The organism is Streptomyces sp. CNT372 (assembly GCF_000377145.1).
Genome location: NZ_KB897795.1, coordinates 28,124 through 43,840, shown reverse-complemented (window position 1 = coordinate 43,840; position 15,717 = coordinate 28,124). Strand labels below are relative to the sequence as shown.

The window sequence follows — 15,717 nt, the reverse complement described above, 5'->3', positions numbered from 1 at the left end:
GCCATCAGCCGGGAAGTGAACGACCTCTGCCGCAAGGTCCGGCCACTGGCCGTCGACCTGGTCGACGCCTGGAACATCCCACCCGAACTGCTACGGGCCCCGGACCTCCTGACGTGACACCCGCCCCGCAGCCGGCACACGGACGGGCAAAAGGACCGGACAAGAAACACACGGACCGACGGGCAAAAGGACCGGACAAGAAACACACGGACCGACGGGCAAAAGGACCGGACAAGAAACACACGGACCGACGACCGGCCGTCAAACCCCCAGGAGACGGCACAGGGCCGCGCCCACCCCGGAAACCCGGACCCCGCCACCCGAAAAAACCCCAGACCGACCAGGCACCAACCCCCCAACCCGGCCAGCGATCCAAGCCCAGGCCAGCACACCAAACCACCCCAACGACACCCCCGTACCGACCCTCACCGCAAACAGAACCCCACCGACCCGACCCGACCCCGACACCACAGAAGCAGCAGAGACGGGGGCACGCGGGCGGGCCGCAAACCCCCTCCCGTGGCGGGCCGGTCCCCGGCTATGATCCACCGCGGCATCGCGTGCCGGTCACCGGCCGGGTGAGGCATGGAGGTGCCGGGAGTTGCCCTCGGAGGCATTCCTTGTCAGTCGATCTCAACCACACCATCGTTCACTCCCGTGACAACCGGGAATCCGCGGAGTTCTTCGCGACCCTGCTCGGCCTCGACATCACCGGCGAGTGGGGCCCGTTCATCGCCGTCGCCCTCGGCAACGGCGTGACCCTGGACTTCGCCACCGTCCCCGCGGACACGATCACCCCGCAGCACTACGCCTTCCTCGTCTCCGAGGAGGAGTTCGACGCGGCGTACGCGCAGATCCGGGAGCGCGGCATCGAGCACTACGCCGACCCGCGGCGCACGCAGCCCGCCACGATCAACCACAACGACGGCGGCCGGGGCGTGTACTTCATGGACCCGGCCGGGCACGCGCTGGAACTCATCACGGTGCCGTACGGCGGCCGGCCCGCGTAGCGCGAAGGCGGGGCCGGGGAACGGTGCCGTGTTCCCGCCGCACCTGGTGAACGCGTCGTCCGGCAACGGTCCCCGGCCCTTCCCGCCCGCAGCGCGCCCCGCCGCGTTCCTCCCTACGATGGGCGTGTGACAGCCACCGGCCGTTCGCCGGGTGGGAGGCGTACGGGACAGCCGCCGGGTTCGGCGCGGACCGTCATCCTGACCGTGGATGACGATCCGGGGGTGTCCCGTGCCGTCGCCCGTGATCTGCGGCGGCGGTACGGCGAGGCGCACCGGATCGTGCGGGCGGAGTCGGGGGAGGCCGGGCTCGACGCGCTGCGGGAGCTGAAGCTGCGCGGGGACCAGGTGGCGGTGATCCTGGCCGACTACCGGATGCCGCAGATGAACGGCATCGAGTTCCTGGAACAGGCGCTCGACGTGTACCCGTGGGCGCGCCGGGCGCTGCTCACGGCGTACGCGGACACCGGCGCGGCGATCGACGCGATCAATGTGATCGACCTCGACCACTATCTCCTCAAACCGTGGGACCCGCCGGAGGAGAAGCTCTACCCGGTCCTCGACGACCTCATCGCCGCCTGGCGGACCGGCGACCACCGGCCCGTTCCGACCTGCAAGGTGGTCGGACACCGCTGGTCGGCGCGCACTTCGGGGGTGCGGGAGTTCCTGGCCCGCAACCAGGTGCCGTACCGCTGGTACGCGTCCGACTCGCCCGAGGGGCAGCGGCTGCTGGCCGCGGCCGGGCAGGACGGGGAACGGCTGCCGCTGGTCGTCACCGCGGACGGCACCCCGCTGGTGGAGCCCGGCGACACCGATCTCGCGGCGAAGGTGGGGCTGGCCACCACACCGGCGGCCGAGTTCTACGACCTGGTCGTCATCGGCGGGGGCCCGGCCGGGCTCGGTGCGGCCGTGTACGGGGCGTCCGAGGGGCTGCGCACGGTGCTCGTCGAACGGTCGGCGACGGGCGGGCAGGCCGGGCAGAGCTCCCGGATCGAGAACTACCTCGGCTTCCCCGACGGGGTGTCCGGCGCCCAGCTGATCGACCGTGCGCGGCCCGGGCCAGGTCGGCGAAGGGGGAACCGGTGTCCTCGATCAGGGCGGGCACCCACTGGTTCATGGACGTCACGACGTCCCGCCGGCGAGGGGTGAACCGGTTGGCGCTCATCAGCTGGACCATCAGCCGGTTGTCGTCGCTGTCCCCGGTTCCGGTGCCGCCGGCGTCGCAGCGGCGGGCGACGGCCCCCGCGCAGGCAGCGAGGACGACCCCGGCGAGGGAGATGCCTTCACGGGCGGCGATCGTACGGGCGGCGGCGCGGGCGTGGGCGGAGCGCAGGGTTCCCTGCACGACGGCGCCCGGTGCTTCGGCGTCATGCGGGAGTGTAGTCGGCGGGGCGGCGGCGAGCACGTGCTCCCAGTGGGCGAGCGCGGCCCGCTGCCGCCTCCGGCCGGCCGGAGAGTGCTGGTCCGCCGCCAGATCGGCGGGGCCCGGTGGTGGTGGCCCGAGCCGCCCGGGAGCGGTGATCTCCCGCAGGATTTCCTGGTGCAGCTGCTCCTGGGCCCAGGCGTCGGCGACGATGTGGTGTTTGACGAAGACCAGGTGTGACAGCGCTCCGTCACGGGCCAGGAGTCGGGCCCGCCAGCCGTGTTCGCGGCCCAGGTCGAAGGGGCGCGCCGCCAGGGCGAGAGCGATCTCCGCAGGGCGCTGTCCTCCGTCGCGGCCGGGGTCAGTGAGGTCGACGAGGTCGACCGATGCGCGGACTTGCTCATCCGGGGGCAACTGGCGCGGTTCGTCCGGGTCTTCGAGGACGTAGCGCGTCCTCAGGGAGGGATGGCGCAGTGCCAGCGCGTGAACGGCGGCGCTGACCGCTTCCGCACGTGTGCCGGGCGGAAGGGCCCACACCGCGGCGTTGTTGGGCTCGTGCCGGCGTGAGGGCCGCAGGTCCCGGATGTCGTGCCAGACCGAGAGCTGCCCTAGGGACAGGGGGTTCGCCTCGGTCATTCACACTCCAGTCAGAGTAATTCCGCCATGCGGAATACGATTTCCATCGAGATCATCTCGCTGCCACACGGCACCGAAGCCTGTCCAGGGCCGACTCGACCCCGGTTCCGGGTCGCCGTGGTGACGGCGTGACGCTCAACACCCGGACGCACGGCCCAACATGAGGCACGCAGCACGTCGGCCACCCCTCGCGGGCCCGCGCCGGCCCTACGGGAGCGAAAACCCCGGAGCGGGATCCCTGCCGACCGAATGGGACTGGCCTTCGAGTGGCGGCGTGTGCAAACATTTCACTCCCGCGATGGAATTCGTATTCCGCAGAACGGAATTCCGCGTCATCACGCCACGCACGACCCCGCTGCCGGCGACACACGACGAACCACAGCGCAGGAGAAGGACACGGACGTGACGCAACCACCGGGCGCAGCGCCCTCAGTCACCGGCGAGTTCCTGCACGACTTCCTGCTCGCCCGGGTACCCGACAGCCCCGCGGTCGTGGAGCCCGGCCCGCCGGGAAGCGTCATCGTGACCACGTACGACAGCCTTCGCAGCCGCGTGGCTCGGTACGCCGGCGAACTCCGGGCCCTGGACCTGGAGACGGGCTCCCGGGTGCTGCTGGAGGCGGAGGCGACCGCCGACTCCATCGCGATGCTGCTCGCCTGCTCCCGCGCGGGTCTCACCTTCGTACCGGTGAGCCCCGAGACGCCGCGCGACCGACTGCTCCCCCTGATCGGGACCGCACGGCCCGCCCTGCACCTCCAGCCCCGGGACGGCAAGCGCGAGGACCTGCCTCCCGACCTGGCCACCGCCCGGTTCGGACCCGGCGGTATCACCGTGGAGCGACCACCGGTCCCGGCGCCCCGCACGCGCCGGTCGCCCAGCGTCACCGACCCCGCGTACATCATCTTCACCTCCGGGACCACCGGCCGCCCCAAGGGCGTGGTGATGAGTCACCGTGCCGTCGTCGCCTTCTACCGGGGCATGCTCACCCACGACATCGCGCGCCCCGGTGACCGGATCGCGAGCACCTCTCCGCTCCAGTTCGACTTCTCGCTGCTCAACATCGGCCTGGCTCTCGGCAGCGGCGCCGCCGTCGTCCCCGTACCACAGGCCCTGGTGCGCTGGCCCCGGCACTTCCTGCGAGTGCTGCGCGACACCGAGGCGACCCAGGTCAACGGCGTACCGTCGATCTGGCGGCAGGTGCTGCGCCACGAGCCGGACCGCCTCGCGGAGCTCGACCGCCTGCGCGGAGTGCTCTTCTGCGGTGAGGAGTTCCCGCTGCCGGAGCTTCGCCGGCTACAGCGGCTGCGGCCCGGGATGCGCATCGTCAACTGCTACGGCGCCACCGAGTCCATGGCCTGCTCCTTCGAGGACGTCCCCGACCCCCTTCCCGAGGACGTCGAGCGCCTCTCCATCGGCGTGGCCCACCCGGGCGCCGAGATGCTGCTCGTGGACGAGTCCGGCCGGGTGGTCGACCGCCCCGGAATTCCAGGAGAGATCCACCTGCGCAGCCCCGCCCTCTTCTCCGGCTACTGGGACGACCCCGGGGCGACCCGTGCCGCCCTCGTCCCCGACCCGCTGTGCCCGCAGTCCGGGCAACTGGTGCTGCGCACCGGGGACCTGGCGGTCCAGGGCGAGAAGGGCGAGTTCTACTTCTGCGGGCGCACCGACTCCCAGGTGCAGATCAACGGCAACCGCGTCGAGCTGGGCGAGGTGGAGCGCCGCCTGCTGGAGTTCCCCGGTGCCACCGCGGCCGCCGCGCTCCCCCTGCCGGAGCCGGGCGGAGGCAGCCGGCTGGCCGCCTTCGTCGTCGTCGCGGCCCGGGACGCCCGCCCGCAGGCGGGCGATCTGCGGGACTTCTGCGCACGGACCCTGCCTGCCTACATGGTCCCCGGGGAGATCCGGCTCCTCGACACACTGCCCACGACCACGAACGGCAAGGTCGACCGGGCGGCGCTGGCCGCGTCGCCCTCCCCCGGCCCGGCTCGGGTTCCGGCCACCACTACCGCCTCCCGCCGGGGAGAACGATGACCACGACCGACCGCCCGGGCACCGGTCCGGCACCGGAACCGGGAACCGAACCGGAAGCGGAACCGGGCAGCAGTACGGCACCGGGCGGTGGGCGGACACGGTGGCGGGCCCACGTCGCCGTCCGGGTCGGCGGACTGCCCGGAGCCTTCTGGGTGCTCTGGTGCGGCACCCTGGTCAACCGGCTCGGCGCCATGGTCAACCCGTTCCTGAGCCTCTACCTCGCCGAGGTCAGGGGCGTGCCCATCGCCACCACGGGGCTGATCCTCGCGGCCGTGGGCGTCGGGTCCGTCATCTCCCAGCCGCTCGGCGGGGTCATCACCGACCGCTTCGGCCGCAGGATCGCGCTCACTGGCGGAATGATCGCCAACGGCACCGTGCTGCTCGCCCTCGGGCACGCCGAGAGCCTTCCCGCGATCGCCGCCTGCGGCTTCGCGCTCGGCGTCACGATCGATCTGTTCCGGCCCGCCTCGCAGGCCCTGGTCGCCGACGCGGTGCCGTCCGCCGACCGCACGCGCGCCTTCGGGCTGCTGCTGTGGTCCGTCAACCTGGGCTTCTCCGCCGCCATGGTGATGGGCGGATACCTGGCGACGCGCGGGTTCCACCTGCTCTTCTGGGTCGACGCGGTGGCCTGCGCCGTCTTCGGCCTGCTCGTCTGGTTCGCCGTCCCGGAGACGCACCGGCCGGCCCGCGACCGCCCAGACGGTACCTATCGCGCCGTCCTCGCCGACAAGGTGATGCTCGCGTTCGCCGGTGTCGTCGTTCTGTACGCCACCGTGTTCCAGCAGGCGTTCGCCACCCTTCCGCTGGCGATGAGCGGCAGCGGACTGTCCAGCGGGGCGTACGGCACCGTCATGGGTGTCAACGGCATCGTCGTCATCGCCGTACAGCCACTGATCGGCCACCGGCTCGCCGCGTTCGACAGGAGCCGGGTACTCGCCTTCGGATTCACCGTCGCCGCCTGCGGCAACGCGCTGCTGGCCATCGCGTCCGGCACGGTGGTGTACGGCGTCGCGGTCGCGGTGTGGAGTCTGGGTGAGGTGCTCGTCTTCGCGGTCACCGCGTCCATCGTCGCCGACCTCGCTCCCGCCCATCTGCGCGGGCGCTACAACGGACTTCTCGGCATGGCGTGGGGCACCGGCTTCCTCATCGCCCCCGTCGTCGGCACCCGGCTGCTGGTCATCGGCGCGCCCGTGCTCTGGCTGTCGTGTGCCGCCCTGTGCGTCCTGGCCGCGGTGGCGCAGTTGGCGCTCGCGCCGGCCGTCCGCGGCCGCGAGGGCGACTTCGCGAAGGTCGCCGCATGACCCCGGCCGGCCCGTCCCACCCGCCCGGGCCCCGGCCACCACGGAGAGACGGATGACGAAGAAGATCCTGCTGCTCGAAGCGTGGGTCGCGGCCGGCGAGGGCCTGCTGCGCGCGGCAGCCGCACTGGGCGCCGAGGCGTACGTCGCCACGCACGAGAACGTCTACGCCACGCACTACCGGCCCGACCTCAAAGAAATGATCAGCGGTGTCGCCTTCACCGACTTCGGTGACCCCGCCGCCGCACTCGACGACCTGACCGCGTTCTGCCGGGCGAACCGCGTCGACGGAGTCGTCGCCTGCTGGGAGTTCCTCTCCCCCGTGGCGACCCTCCTCGCTGCCCGGCTCGGCCTGCCCGGTCATGACCCGGTCCGGGCGGCTGCCTGCCGCAACAAGCGGCTCATGGCCGAGATGTTCGCCGCCCACGACGTCCCGGCCCCACGCACGGTCACCGCTGCCGATCACCACACCCTCGCGCGTCGCGCCGAAGCGGCCGGCATCGGTTTCCCGCTCGTGGTCAAGCCCGCCGAGAACGCCGCCTCGATCGGCGTCACCGTCGTCAGCTCCGCCGAGGACCTCCCGGCCGCCGCGCGGCTGGCCGCGAGCGAGACGCACAAGCCGTCGCACGGTATCCCGCTGGACACCACGCTGCTGGGCCAGGAGTACGTGGACGGCGAAGAGTTCAGCGTCGAAACGGTCCTCACGCGCGGCGAGGTCCACCACCTGGCCGTGACCGAGAAGTTCACCACGCGGGACACGAGCCGCGCCGAGACCGGCCACACCGTGCCGGCCCAGCTCCCCCCGGATGTCCGTGCGGCCGTCCTCACCGCCACCACACACGCAGTCACCGCGCTGGGTCTGCGCGACGGCGTGGCCCACACCGAGGTGAAGGTGGACAGCCGGGGCCGGCCGCGCGTCATAGAGGTGGGCGCCCGGCCGCCGGGTGACAGCATCATGAAACTGATCGCCGAGGCCACCGGCATCGACCAGGCCCGTGCGTATCTGCTGACCGCACTGGGAGAGCGGCCCGACCTCGTCCCCCGGCACGAACGGGCCGCCGCCATCCGGTTCATCACCGCCCCTTGTGCCGGCACGCTCACCCGGGCAGAGGGCCTCCCCCAAGGGGATCACGTCGTGAGCACCGGGCTCCTGAAACACCCCGGTGACCCGGTCGGCGACCCGCGCGACAACCTCCAGCGCGTCGGCCATCTCATGGTGCGCGGTGACAACGCGGAGGCCGCCAACAAGGCGGCGGCCGAGGCGCTGAACGCCATCACCGTCGAGGTGTCACCGTGAGCAGCGCGCCGCTCGCCCTTCCCGGTCAGGGTTCACCGGACTCCCGCCATCGCGCTCCGCGCGGATGCCGCCGGGCGTCTCGGTGAGCCGAGCCAGATGCGCATGGCCAGGATGTGGAAGCGTTCGTCGCCGGCGGGAACGTTGACCACGAAGGTGGCGTAGGGGCGACCGTTCTTGTCCCGCGTGATGCGTTGGACGGATCCCAGTAGGGCGATCGGATGGGGACGTGAAGCTCTCCGGTGTGCGGGCCCGGGAGGCTCTGGAGCGGGCGCTCGCCCCGCTGGAGGCGGACTACGACGTCGTCATCATCGACTTGCCCGCCGAGCTTGGGGCTGAGCATGGAGGCCGCGGCTTACTACGGCCGGCGGCGCGACGGTGAGGTGCCGGCCAACTCCGGTGTCCTTGTCGTCGTTCAGGCCGAGGACAGCTCGACCGACGCCTACGGTCTGCTCACGACCCAGACGCATGAGCAGCAAGGCGTCCAGGCTCGGCACCGGCGCGTCGTTCGCGCAGACGGCTCAGTCGGTGAGTGCGCGCCGGCAGGCGATCGACGCCGCGACGAGTGCTCCGACCGCGGGGGCCACTCCCCCGGTCAAACTGCCGGTCGGCGTGATCAGTTTGAATCCTGCGAACCCGCGGAGTTCACTCGGGGACCTGTCGGAGCTTGCCGGGAGCCTGCGGGATCACGGCCAGAAGCAGGCCGTCACGATCATGTCCAGGTTCGCGTTCCTCGAAGCAAACCCGGAGCGGGCGGGCGATCTCGAAGAGGGTGCCAAGTACGTCGTCATCGACGGCAACTCCCGCCTCGCGGCCGCGCGGGAGGCCGGGCTGACCGACATCAAGGTGACCCTGGACGAGGACCTGGGCGCGAACGCCGAAGAGCTTCTCGAGTCGGCCCTCGTCGCGAACATCCACCGCAGCGCCGACCATGACGGCTGAGGAGCCCGAGCAGAGTCCGCCCTGGCCCGGTACGTCGAACTCGCCGGCGGCCCCGCGGCCTTCGCCGAGGAACTCCGTGCGAGCCCGGATCCGGAGTACCGGGCCGAGCTCGCCAAGCTGCTGACCTGACGCCGCCCGGACGCCACGAAGGGGCGGGCTTCATTACGCCGTAATGAGTGGTCGCTAGGTGTTGCGGGACATGACGTTGGTGACGCAGGCCGATGTCAGTGAAAGAAAGATGCTGCGACGGGCATCGGTCAGGTACCGTGCGGGCCATGTCGAGTCCTGAGTCGGACAAGGTGGGGGCTTTCGGTCACGCCGTCAGCCCCCTGAACCACTGAGCACGTAGCCCTGTCGTCCCGCCGCATTCTGCGGCCGGGCGAGTGTGGGTCCTTGGGGCTGGCCGCGGTGACGAGATGACCTTCTCGTGCTTCTCCTTACCTCGGAGCCACTCGATGCCTCTCCCGCTGTACCTGCTTGCCATGGCGGTTTTCGCCGTGGGCACCTCGGAATTCATGCTCGCCGGCCTCCTGCCGGACATCGCCTCAGACCTCGATGTCACGATCGGGGCAGCCGGAACGCTCACCTCGGCCTTCGCGGTCGGCATGATCGTCGGTGCCCCACTCGTGGCCGCGCTTGCCCGCAACTGGCCCAGGCGCTCCAGCCTTCTCGGGTTCATCCTCGCTTTCGCAGTAGCTCACGCCGTGGGCGCCGTCACCACCAGCTTCCCTGTCCTGTTCGCCACCCGGGTCGTCGCCGCGCTCGCGAACGCGGGGTTTCTCGCCGTCGCTCTGACGGCGGCCGCCACGCTGGTCTCACCCGACAAGAAGGGCCGTGCGCTGGCCGTGCTGCTCTCAGGCACGACGGTGGCCACGATCGCCGGTGTCCCTGGCGGCTCGGTGCTCGGCACGTTCCTCGGCTGGCGGGCCACGTTCTGGGCTGTCGCCGCTCTCTGCCTGCCGGCAGCTCTCGGCATCCTGAAGGGAATCCCAGCAGGGCGTGGTGCGGATGAGGTGACCGGCAGGCCGGCGTTGCGAGCGGAGCTCGCCCAGCTCGCACGGCCGCGGTTGATTCTGGTGATACTGCTCGGCGCGCTCGTGAACGCGGCAACCTTCGCAAGCCTCACCTTCCTCGCCCCCGTGGTGACCGACAGCGCCGGACTGGGCGACTTGTGGATCTCTGTCGCCCTGGTGCTCTTCGGCGCCGGCTCCTTCGTGGGCGTCACCGTCGCCGGCCGGCTGTCCGACCGGCGTCCCGGTCCAGTCATCGCAGTCGGCGGCCCGCTGCTGCTCATCGGCTGGCTGGCCCTGGCGATGCTGGCCAACGAGCCGGTCGTCCTGTTCATTCTCGTGTTCGTGCAGGGCGCACTGTCCTTCGCGCTGGGCAGCACGCTGATTACGCGGGTCCTCTACGAGGCCGCGGGAGCCCCCACCATGGCCGGCTCGTATGCGACCGCGGCGCTCAACGTGGGCGCCGCCGTTGGCCCCGTCATCGCTGCGGCCGCCCTCAGCACCGAAGCCGGGGACCTCGGGCCGCTCTGGGCAAGCGGACTCCTCGTCGCGGTGGCGCTGCTTATCGCATTCCCCCTCCTCACCACCATCACGGCCGGCCGGAGCACCGAGGTGCTCCAGTGACACACGCGAACGCCCCTTTGAACATCGAGGGACGCCGAAGGCTCGTGGCTCGCTGCCGCACCCGGCCGATCGCGCACGCCGCCGCCGAGGCCGGTGGCTGGCGCGCCCGGGCATCAACCATTGCCGGTTCCTCGACCCCGACGGCTCGGCCAACAGACGCCCGTCGAAACGGGTCCGTGGCCCGCTGCCCGGGCCACATGGTCCACCTGCACGTCAAGAAGGGCGGATCCCCGACGGCAGCAGGTGGCGGGCCCGCGGACGCGGCTCCGGGCAGGCCAGGGCAGCGGCCTGCGGCCTGCGGAAGACCGCCGCGGAGTAAAGCAGCGCAGCGGCGGGGGAGTCCGAGCGGTATTACGGCGTGATGAAAACGAGAGGGCGACTCCCTCGCCGATCTGACCTGCCGGATTCGCCCAGGAGCGGGATCTCGATGAGGCGACGTGGCGGGGCACGCCAACGCCCCGCTGACGCCGGAAGGGCGTCGTCGGCTCTGTGAACGCGTGGACGCCGGACGTCCGATCGCGCACGTTGCGGCCGAGGGCGGCATCTCACGGCGCTGCTTGGCCAAGTGGTACGCCCGCTGGCGCATTCACGGCGAGGACGGGCTGCTCGATCACTCCTCCCGGCCCGCAACGAGCCCGGCCCGGACGACGGAGGACATCGCGGGACCTGATCGAAGCGTTTCGGCGGCAGACCAAGCACGGGCCCGCGCGGCGCTCGCCAAGCTGCTGACCTGACACCGCCCGGACGCCACGAAGGGGCGGGCTTCATTACGCCGTAATGAAGCCCGCCCCTCGTCGTCTCTGGTGCCGACCGACTGTACCTTGTCTGCCGGGCGCGGCCATCGGCCGCTTCATTACGCCGTAATGAGTGCTCGCTGAAGGATCGAGGTCTGGGGGACTCATGGGTCGAGGGCGTTTGCTGCGTTTCACAGTTGCGGGGTTTGCGTGTGTTCTCGCTGCTGGGGCCGCCGGGTGTTCCGGTGGGGGTTCCACGCCTCCAGGGGCGGCAATGTCCGACGAGGCTCGGTCCTACCTGTCCACCGCCTTGACTATCATGGAAGAGAACGCGCTGCGCAGCGGTGACGTCGACTGGGCCGACGTGCGACAAACTGCCTTCACGCAGGCGGGTAACGCGCAGCGTTCTGCCGATACGTATCCGGCCATCAGGACGGCTCTGAGCAGTTTGGGAGACGGCCACAGCGGCTTCTACGACCCGAAAGGAGCGAAGGAGCTGTCTGGCGATGATCAGGTCCGCCAGCCTGTTGAAGGGCGAGCGTTGGACGGACGTTTGGGGTATCTGTTCCTCCCCGGAGTACAAGGATCCGAGAAGATCTACAAGGAGTACGTGCGGGAAGGCCGAGACGCTGTGGCGAAAGCCAATCGTCCGAATGCCTGCGGCTGGGTGATCGACCTCCGCCGCAACCGCGGTGGAAATATGTGGCCGATGCTCGCTGTGGTGGGACCGATCCTCGGGGACGGCGACGTCGGATCGTTCGTCGATGCGGACGGAAAGAAGAGGATGTGGTCCGTCGACGAGGGCAGCCCTCGACTGGACGGCGAATCGACCGGCTGGGGGGCAAGTTCTCCAGTAGGCGGGGGTTCAGCGCCCGTTGCGGTGCTCACCAGCCGTTCTACCGCCAGTTCCGGGGAGGCAGTGGCCGTGGCCTTCCGAGGTCGCCCTGAGACGCGGTCCTTCGGCGAGGCCACCACTGGCGTTCCCACCGGCAACAAGTCGCATCGCCTGGCCGACGGGGCGATCCTCAACCTGACCGAGGTTGAGGACGCCGACCGCACGGGGCGTGCATACGACCGCCCGATCCCACCTGACGAAGTGGTCGTCGACAACCTCGGGCGCGGGGGAAGCAGCGACCCGGTCCTGGACGCGGCAACTGAGTGGTTGTCTGAGCAGCCCGCCTGCGCCTAGTACTCCAGTCTGGTGGCGCGATCTGCCGGACGCATCGAGAACTCCCAGGTCAATGTCTTCCTCGCCTACGCCACCGGCCGGGGACGGGCGTTGATCGACCGCCGGCTCTACCCGCCTGAGCAGTCCTGGTGCTCCGATCCCGAGCGCCGCCGAGCGGCCGGGATACCCAAGGAGATCGAGTTCGCGACCAAGCCCCGCCTGGCCTATGACATGATCGCCGCCGCGCTGGACGCCGGGTTCAGGCAGCGTGGGTGACCGGTGACGGAGCCTACGGGCAGGACCCACAGCTGCGTGCCCGCCTGGAGGAGGCCGGCATCGGCCACGTGATGGCCGTCGCCTGCTCGACCAGGGTGCGGATCAACCAGGGCCGCACCCCCGTCCGCGCGGACCCCCTCGCCGACCGTCTGCCCGCCACCGCCTGGCAGTTGCACAGCGCAGGCCCCGGCGCGAAGGGCCCGCGCTGCTACGACTGGGGCTGGATCCACATCGGCACCGGCGAACACCGCCACCTGCTCGTCCGCCGCAACCGCACCAGTGGTGAACTGGCCTTCTGCATGTGCTGGTCCCCTACCCCAGCCACCCTCGCGGAACTCGCCCGCATCGCCGGTGTCCGCTGGAGCGTCGAGGAATGCTTCCAGGCCGCCAAGAGCCACGTCGGACTCGACCACTACCAGGTAAGGCACTGGACCTCATGGCACCGCCACATCACACTCGCCATGCTCGCCCTGGTCTTTCTCGCCGCCGACGCGGCGCCGAAGCGGCCCACCGATCCGCACCACCCAGTGCGCGGAAGCGAACCGATCTCCTTGACCGTCCCGGAGATCCGGCACCTACTCGTCACCGTCTTCGGCCCACCGGCTCTGACTGCTGCCAGGATGCTGCACTGGTCAATCTGGCGCAGACACCACCGGGTCTGTCAATCGGACGATTACAGTCCCCTCGTGGTCCGTGGTGCGCGGTGATGCCTCCCCGGCTGAGCCCCTGACAGGAGGCGGCCCAACTGTTCTCGGAGGCATGCTGACTGGCCGGGCGGCCATTAGTTTCATTACGCCGCGACGGATGCTCGCCCGGTGATCATCAGACGGCGCGGCCCGCCGGTACGCGGTGAGAGTGCGCAGGTCGACACGGGAGCAGTCGACAGTGCGTCGAGGCCGGCGCCTCGGACTGCGAGGCAGCCTTCGCGGAGTCGAGCATGCTGACGACGGGGGAGTCCAAGCCGTATTACGGCGTAATGAAGTCGGCGGACGACGATCCCGCCTGAGGCCAGCCTCTCCCGGTTTCGTGCCAGAGCCTCGCGCCACCCTGATGGAGCCGGCCCGGCCCGGCGGGCCCTGGGCCGTCAGCGGGCGCGGCGGATGCGGATCGGGCCGCGGGCCTCGTCCGGATCGACGGGTCGGCCGCGCTGGGTGATCTCCACCTCGCCGGCCGCAACCATGTGCCGGGCTACGCGGCGGACGGGCTCCATCAGGGCGCGCCAGCCGTCGTCGTCTCCCGGGTAGACCGCCCGGGCGGCGTCGGAGGGGCAGATCGTGCCGGACGGGCCGCGCTGCTCCAGCAGTTGGCGGATCGTCTGCTCCACATGCCGGTCCGTCCCGGTCTCGCCGCCCCTCATACTCCCAGTGTTCCACCGTCGGCGCGGCCTCGCTCCGCGTGAGGGTGAGGTGCGCGGGGCGTGGGTAGGTCGCCGGATCAGATGGTCATCGGGGTGGGGGCGTATGAGGATTTCGGCGGGCAGAGTGGCGTGGGTCGCGGCGGGCGTGCTGGGGGCGTTGGGGGTGATCCTCCTGACCCCGTTCCTGCTGAAGGCCATGGGCCCGAAGGACGCGGACTGGGAGCGGCTCAGCCAGATCAGTCAGGCGTACGGTGCGCTGTCGGTGATCCTCTCGGCCGGTGCCCTGGCGGGTGTGGCGCTCTCTCTGGCCCATCAAGCCCGGCAGAACCGCATCGCGACAGAGGAGACCACGTGGAGCGCCCACCGGGAGCTGCTGCTGCTGTCGTTGTCGGACACGGAGTTCCTGCCGTGCTGGGAGCCGCCCACGATGCCGGTGTCACAAGAGGATTGGCGCCGCATGGTGTTCACGAATCTGATCATCCAGGACTGGGAGAAGACCTACGTTTTCGGGTTGATGAGTGACGCCCAGTTGGCGAGGACCTTCGAGGTGCACTTCCAGGGGCAGACGGCACGTGATCACTGGCGCAACTCCCGGGTGCACTATCTGCGGCACGCCGAGGCCGGTACGAACAAGCGGACGCGGCGATTCGCACAGACCGCGGACCGCTGCTACGAGGCCGCGGTGGCGGCCGGTGAGGCTGTGGCGCCGACCGCCTACTTCCGTGCACGGCCGCCGATGCCGGGGCAGCCGCCAGCCGGGTAGGTCCGGCCGTCCCGCTGATTGCGCCGGACGGTCGGTCGGAGGGCAGGGACGGCGGACCGGCCGGTCTCAGTCCCCGGAGGGCTGGCGCCGGCCCGAGGCCTGGGGTGAGCCCGAGCTGGCCGCCTCCGCTTCGGCCTTGGCGTCGCTCACGGCTGCCGCGGCTTCCTGCGCGACCTGGTCGGCGGCAAGGGCGGCGTCCAGCGACAGCGGCGATCCGGCGGTGATCGCCGCTGTTCCGGCGTCGTCGGACGCGTCGTCCGTGCCGGCTGCCGCCTCGGGTTGCGCGGCGGCGGGCGGGGCGCCCGTCGCCGACTGGCTGCCGAAGGCGGTGGTCACGGTGCGGACGGCCTCGGTCAGCTCCCCCGGGATCACCCAGAAGGTGTTGTTGTCGCTGCTCGCGATGCTCGGGAGGGTCTCCAGGTATTTGTAGGCGAGGACCTTCGGGTCGGCGTTGTTGCGGTGGACGGCCTGGAAGACGCGCTCCACGGCTTTCGCCTCGCCGTCCGCCCGGAGGATCATGGCCTGCTGGGTGCCCTGCGCCTCAAGGATGTCCTTCTGCTTCGTGCCCTCCGCGGTGAGGATCTTTGCCTGCCGCTCGCCCTCGGCGTGGAGGATGGCCGCGCGCTTGTCGCGTTCGGCGCGCATCTGCTTCTCCATCGCCTCCTTGATGGTGTGCGGCGGGTCGATGGCCTTGATCTCGACGCGGTTGACACGGATGCCCCACTTGCCGGTGGCGTCGTCGAGGACCGTGCGCAGGCGGGTGTTGATCTCCTCGCGCGAGGTGAGGGTCTCTTCGAGGTCCATGCTGCCGATGACGTTGCGCAGCGTGGTCACGGTGAGCTGGTCGATGGCCTGGAGGTAGTCGGCGACCTCGTAGGCCGCGGCCCGGGGGTCGGTGATCTGGTAGTAGAGGACCGTGTCGATGTTCACGACGAGGTTGTCCTCGGTGATCACCGGCTTGGGGTCGGAGGAGTACACCTGCTCGCGCACGTCGAGTTTGGTGTTGACGCGGTCGGCGACCGGCACGACGAGGTTCAGGCCGGGTTGCAGGGTGCGGTGATAGCGGCCGAAGCGCTCGATGTTGTAGCGCCGCGCCTGCGGGACGATCCGTACCGCCGAGGCCACGAGGAAGACCACAACGATCGCCGCGACGAGAATCGGGATGACCACCGGATCCACATGTCCTCCCTGGGTGCGGTCGGCCGGGTAATGTCCGG

Annotated in this window: 10 protein-coding genes and 6 pseudogenes; 13 read left to right on the top strand and 3 right to left on the bottom strand. The window is 70.6% G+C overall.

Features of this window, described 5'->3' with window-relative positions; all coding sequences use genetic code 11:
* The 3 genes and pseudogenes from C593_RS33150 to C593_RS30700 form a co-directional block, all read left to right on the top strand.
* A partial coding sequence (locus C593_RS33150) for an acyl-CoA dehydrogenase (protein ID WP_158686867.1) occupies positions 1–117 on the top strand: 117 nt, incomplete at its 5' end.
* 503 nt (positions 118–620) lie between these two features.
* Positions 621–1,010, top strand: a complete 390-nt coding sequence (locus tag C593_RS0127720) for a VOC family protein (protein ID WP_018849372.1) — start codon at positions 621–623, stop codon at positions 1,008–1,010.
* A 126-nt stretch (positions 1,011–1,136) separates the two neighbouring features.
* Positions 1,137–2,060, top strand: a pseudogene (locus C593_RS30700) (response regulator); the annotation flags it as partial.
* Between the two features lie 202 nt (positions 2,061–2,262).
* Here C593_RS30700 and C593_RS34015 read toward each other — a convergent pair.
* Positions 2,263–3,006 (bottom strand): annotated as a pseudogene (locus tag C593_RS34015) (condensation domain-containing protein); the annotation flags it as partial.
* Between the two features lie 402 nt (positions 3,007–3,408).
* On the opposite strand from C593_RS34015, the gene C593_RS0127710 reads away from it, so the two are divergent.
* From C593_RS0127710 to C593_RS30690, 9 genes and pseudogenes are all read left to right on the top strand, one after another.
* The gene (locus tag C593_RS0127710) at positions 3,409–5,034 is read left to right on the top strand and encodes an AMP-binding protein (RefSeq protein WP_018850585.1); all 1,626 of its coding nucleotides are present in this window, start codon (positions 3,409–3,411) and stop codon (positions 5,032–5,034) included.
* Positions 5,031–6,335: an MDR family MFS transporter gene (locus tag C593_RS0127705; RefSeq protein WP_018850584.1), complete on the top strand. Its 1,305-nt coding sequence runs from the start codon at positions 5,031–5,033 to the stop codon at positions 6,333–6,335. The genes C593_RS0127710 and C593_RS0127705 overlap by 4 nt, the downstream gene beginning before the upstream one ends.
* Before the next feature lie 52 nt (positions 6,336–6,387).
* Complete coding sequence (locus tag C593_RS0127700) at positions 6,388–7,629, top strand: ATP-grasp domain-containing protein (RefSeq protein WP_018850583.1); 1,242 nt, start codon at positions 6,388–6,390, stop codon at positions 7,627–7,629.
* Between the two features lie 223 nt (positions 7,630–7,852).
* Positions 7,853–8,099 (top strand): annotated as a pseudogene (locus C593_RS34010) (ParA family protein); the annotation flags it as partial.
* Positions 8,095–8,547: pseudogene (locus tag C593_RS30695) on the top strand (ParB/RepB/Spo0J family partition protein); the annotation flags it as partial. The pseudogenes C593_RS34010 and C593_RS30695, both read left to right, overlap by 5 nt.
* A gap of 476 nt (positions 8,548–9,023) precedes the next feature.
* Complete coding sequence (locus tag C593_RS0127685; RefSeq protein ID WP_026278135.1) at positions 9,024–10,202, top strand: Cmx/CmrA family chloramphenicol efflux MFS transporter; 1,179 nt, start codon at positions 9,024–9,026, stop codon at positions 10,200–10,202.
* Between the two features lie 437 nt (positions 10,203–10,639).
* Positions 10,640–10,849: pseudogene (locus C593_RS32145) on the top strand (helix-turn-helix domain-containing protein); the annotation flags it as partial.
* 361 nt (positions 10,850–11,210) lie between these two features.
* Positions 11,211–12,125: a S41 family peptidase gene (locus C593_RS0127680; RefSeq protein WP_018850580.1), complete on the top strand. Its 915-nt coding sequence runs from the start codon at positions 11,211–11,213 to the stop codon at positions 12,123–12,125.
* Positions 12,126–12,146: 21 nt separating this feature from the next.
* A pseudogene (locus C593_RS30690) lies at positions 12,147–13,087 on the top strand (IS701 family transposase); the annotation flags it as partial.
* A gap of 377 nt (positions 13,088–13,464) precedes the next feature.
* Here C593_RS30690 and C593_RS0127670 read toward each other — a convergent pair.
* Positions 13,465–13,737: a DUF3253 domain-containing protein gene (locus C593_RS0127670; protein WP_018850579.1), complete on the bottom strand. Its 273-nt coding sequence runs from the start codon at positions 13,735–13,737 to the stop codon at positions 13,465–13,467.
* 124 nt (positions 13,738–13,861) lie between these two features.
* Here C593_RS0127670 and C593_RS0127665 point away from each other — a divergent pair, with 124 nt between their 5' ends.
* Complete coding sequence (locus C593_RS0127665; RefSeq protein ID WP_018850578.1) at positions 13,862–14,500, top strand: DUF6082 family protein; 639 nt, start codon at positions 13,862–13,864, stop codon at positions 14,498–14,500.
* A 66-nt stretch (positions 14,501–14,566) separates the two neighbouring features.
* Here C593_RS0127665 and C593_RS0127660 read toward each other — a convergent pair whose 3' ends face one another.
* On the bottom strand, positions 14,567–15,679 hold the full coding sequence (locus tag C593_RS0127660; protein WP_018850577.1) for an SPFH domain-containing protein: 1,113 nt from the start codon (positions 15,677–15,679) through the stop codon (positions 14,567–14,569).
* Between the last annotated feature and the right edge of the window lie 38 nt (positions 15,680–15,717).

Excerpts from the sequence above, each read along its gene's own strand:
- C593_RS0127705 (WP_018850584.1), top strand. The coding sequence starts at position 5,031 with ATGACCACGACCGACCGCCCGGGCACCGGTCCGGCACCGGAACCGGGA.
- C593_RS0127700 (WP_018850583.1), top strand. The coding sequence starts at position 6,388 with ATGACGAAGAAGATCCTGCTGCTCGAAGCGTGGGTCGCGGCCGGCGAG.
- C593_RS0127685 (WP_026278135.1), top strand. The coding sequence starts at position 9,024 with ATGCCTCTCCCGCTGTACCTGCTTGCCATGGCGGTTTTCGCCGTGGGC.
- C593_RS0127680 (WP_018850580.1), top strand. The coding sequence starts at position 11,211 with ATGTCCGACGAGGCTCGGTCCTACCTGTCCACCGCCTTGACTATCATG.
- C593_RS0127670 (WP_018850579.1), bottom strand. The coding sequence starts at position 13,737 with ATGAGGGGCGGCGAGACCGGGACGGACCGGCATGTGGAGCAGACGATC.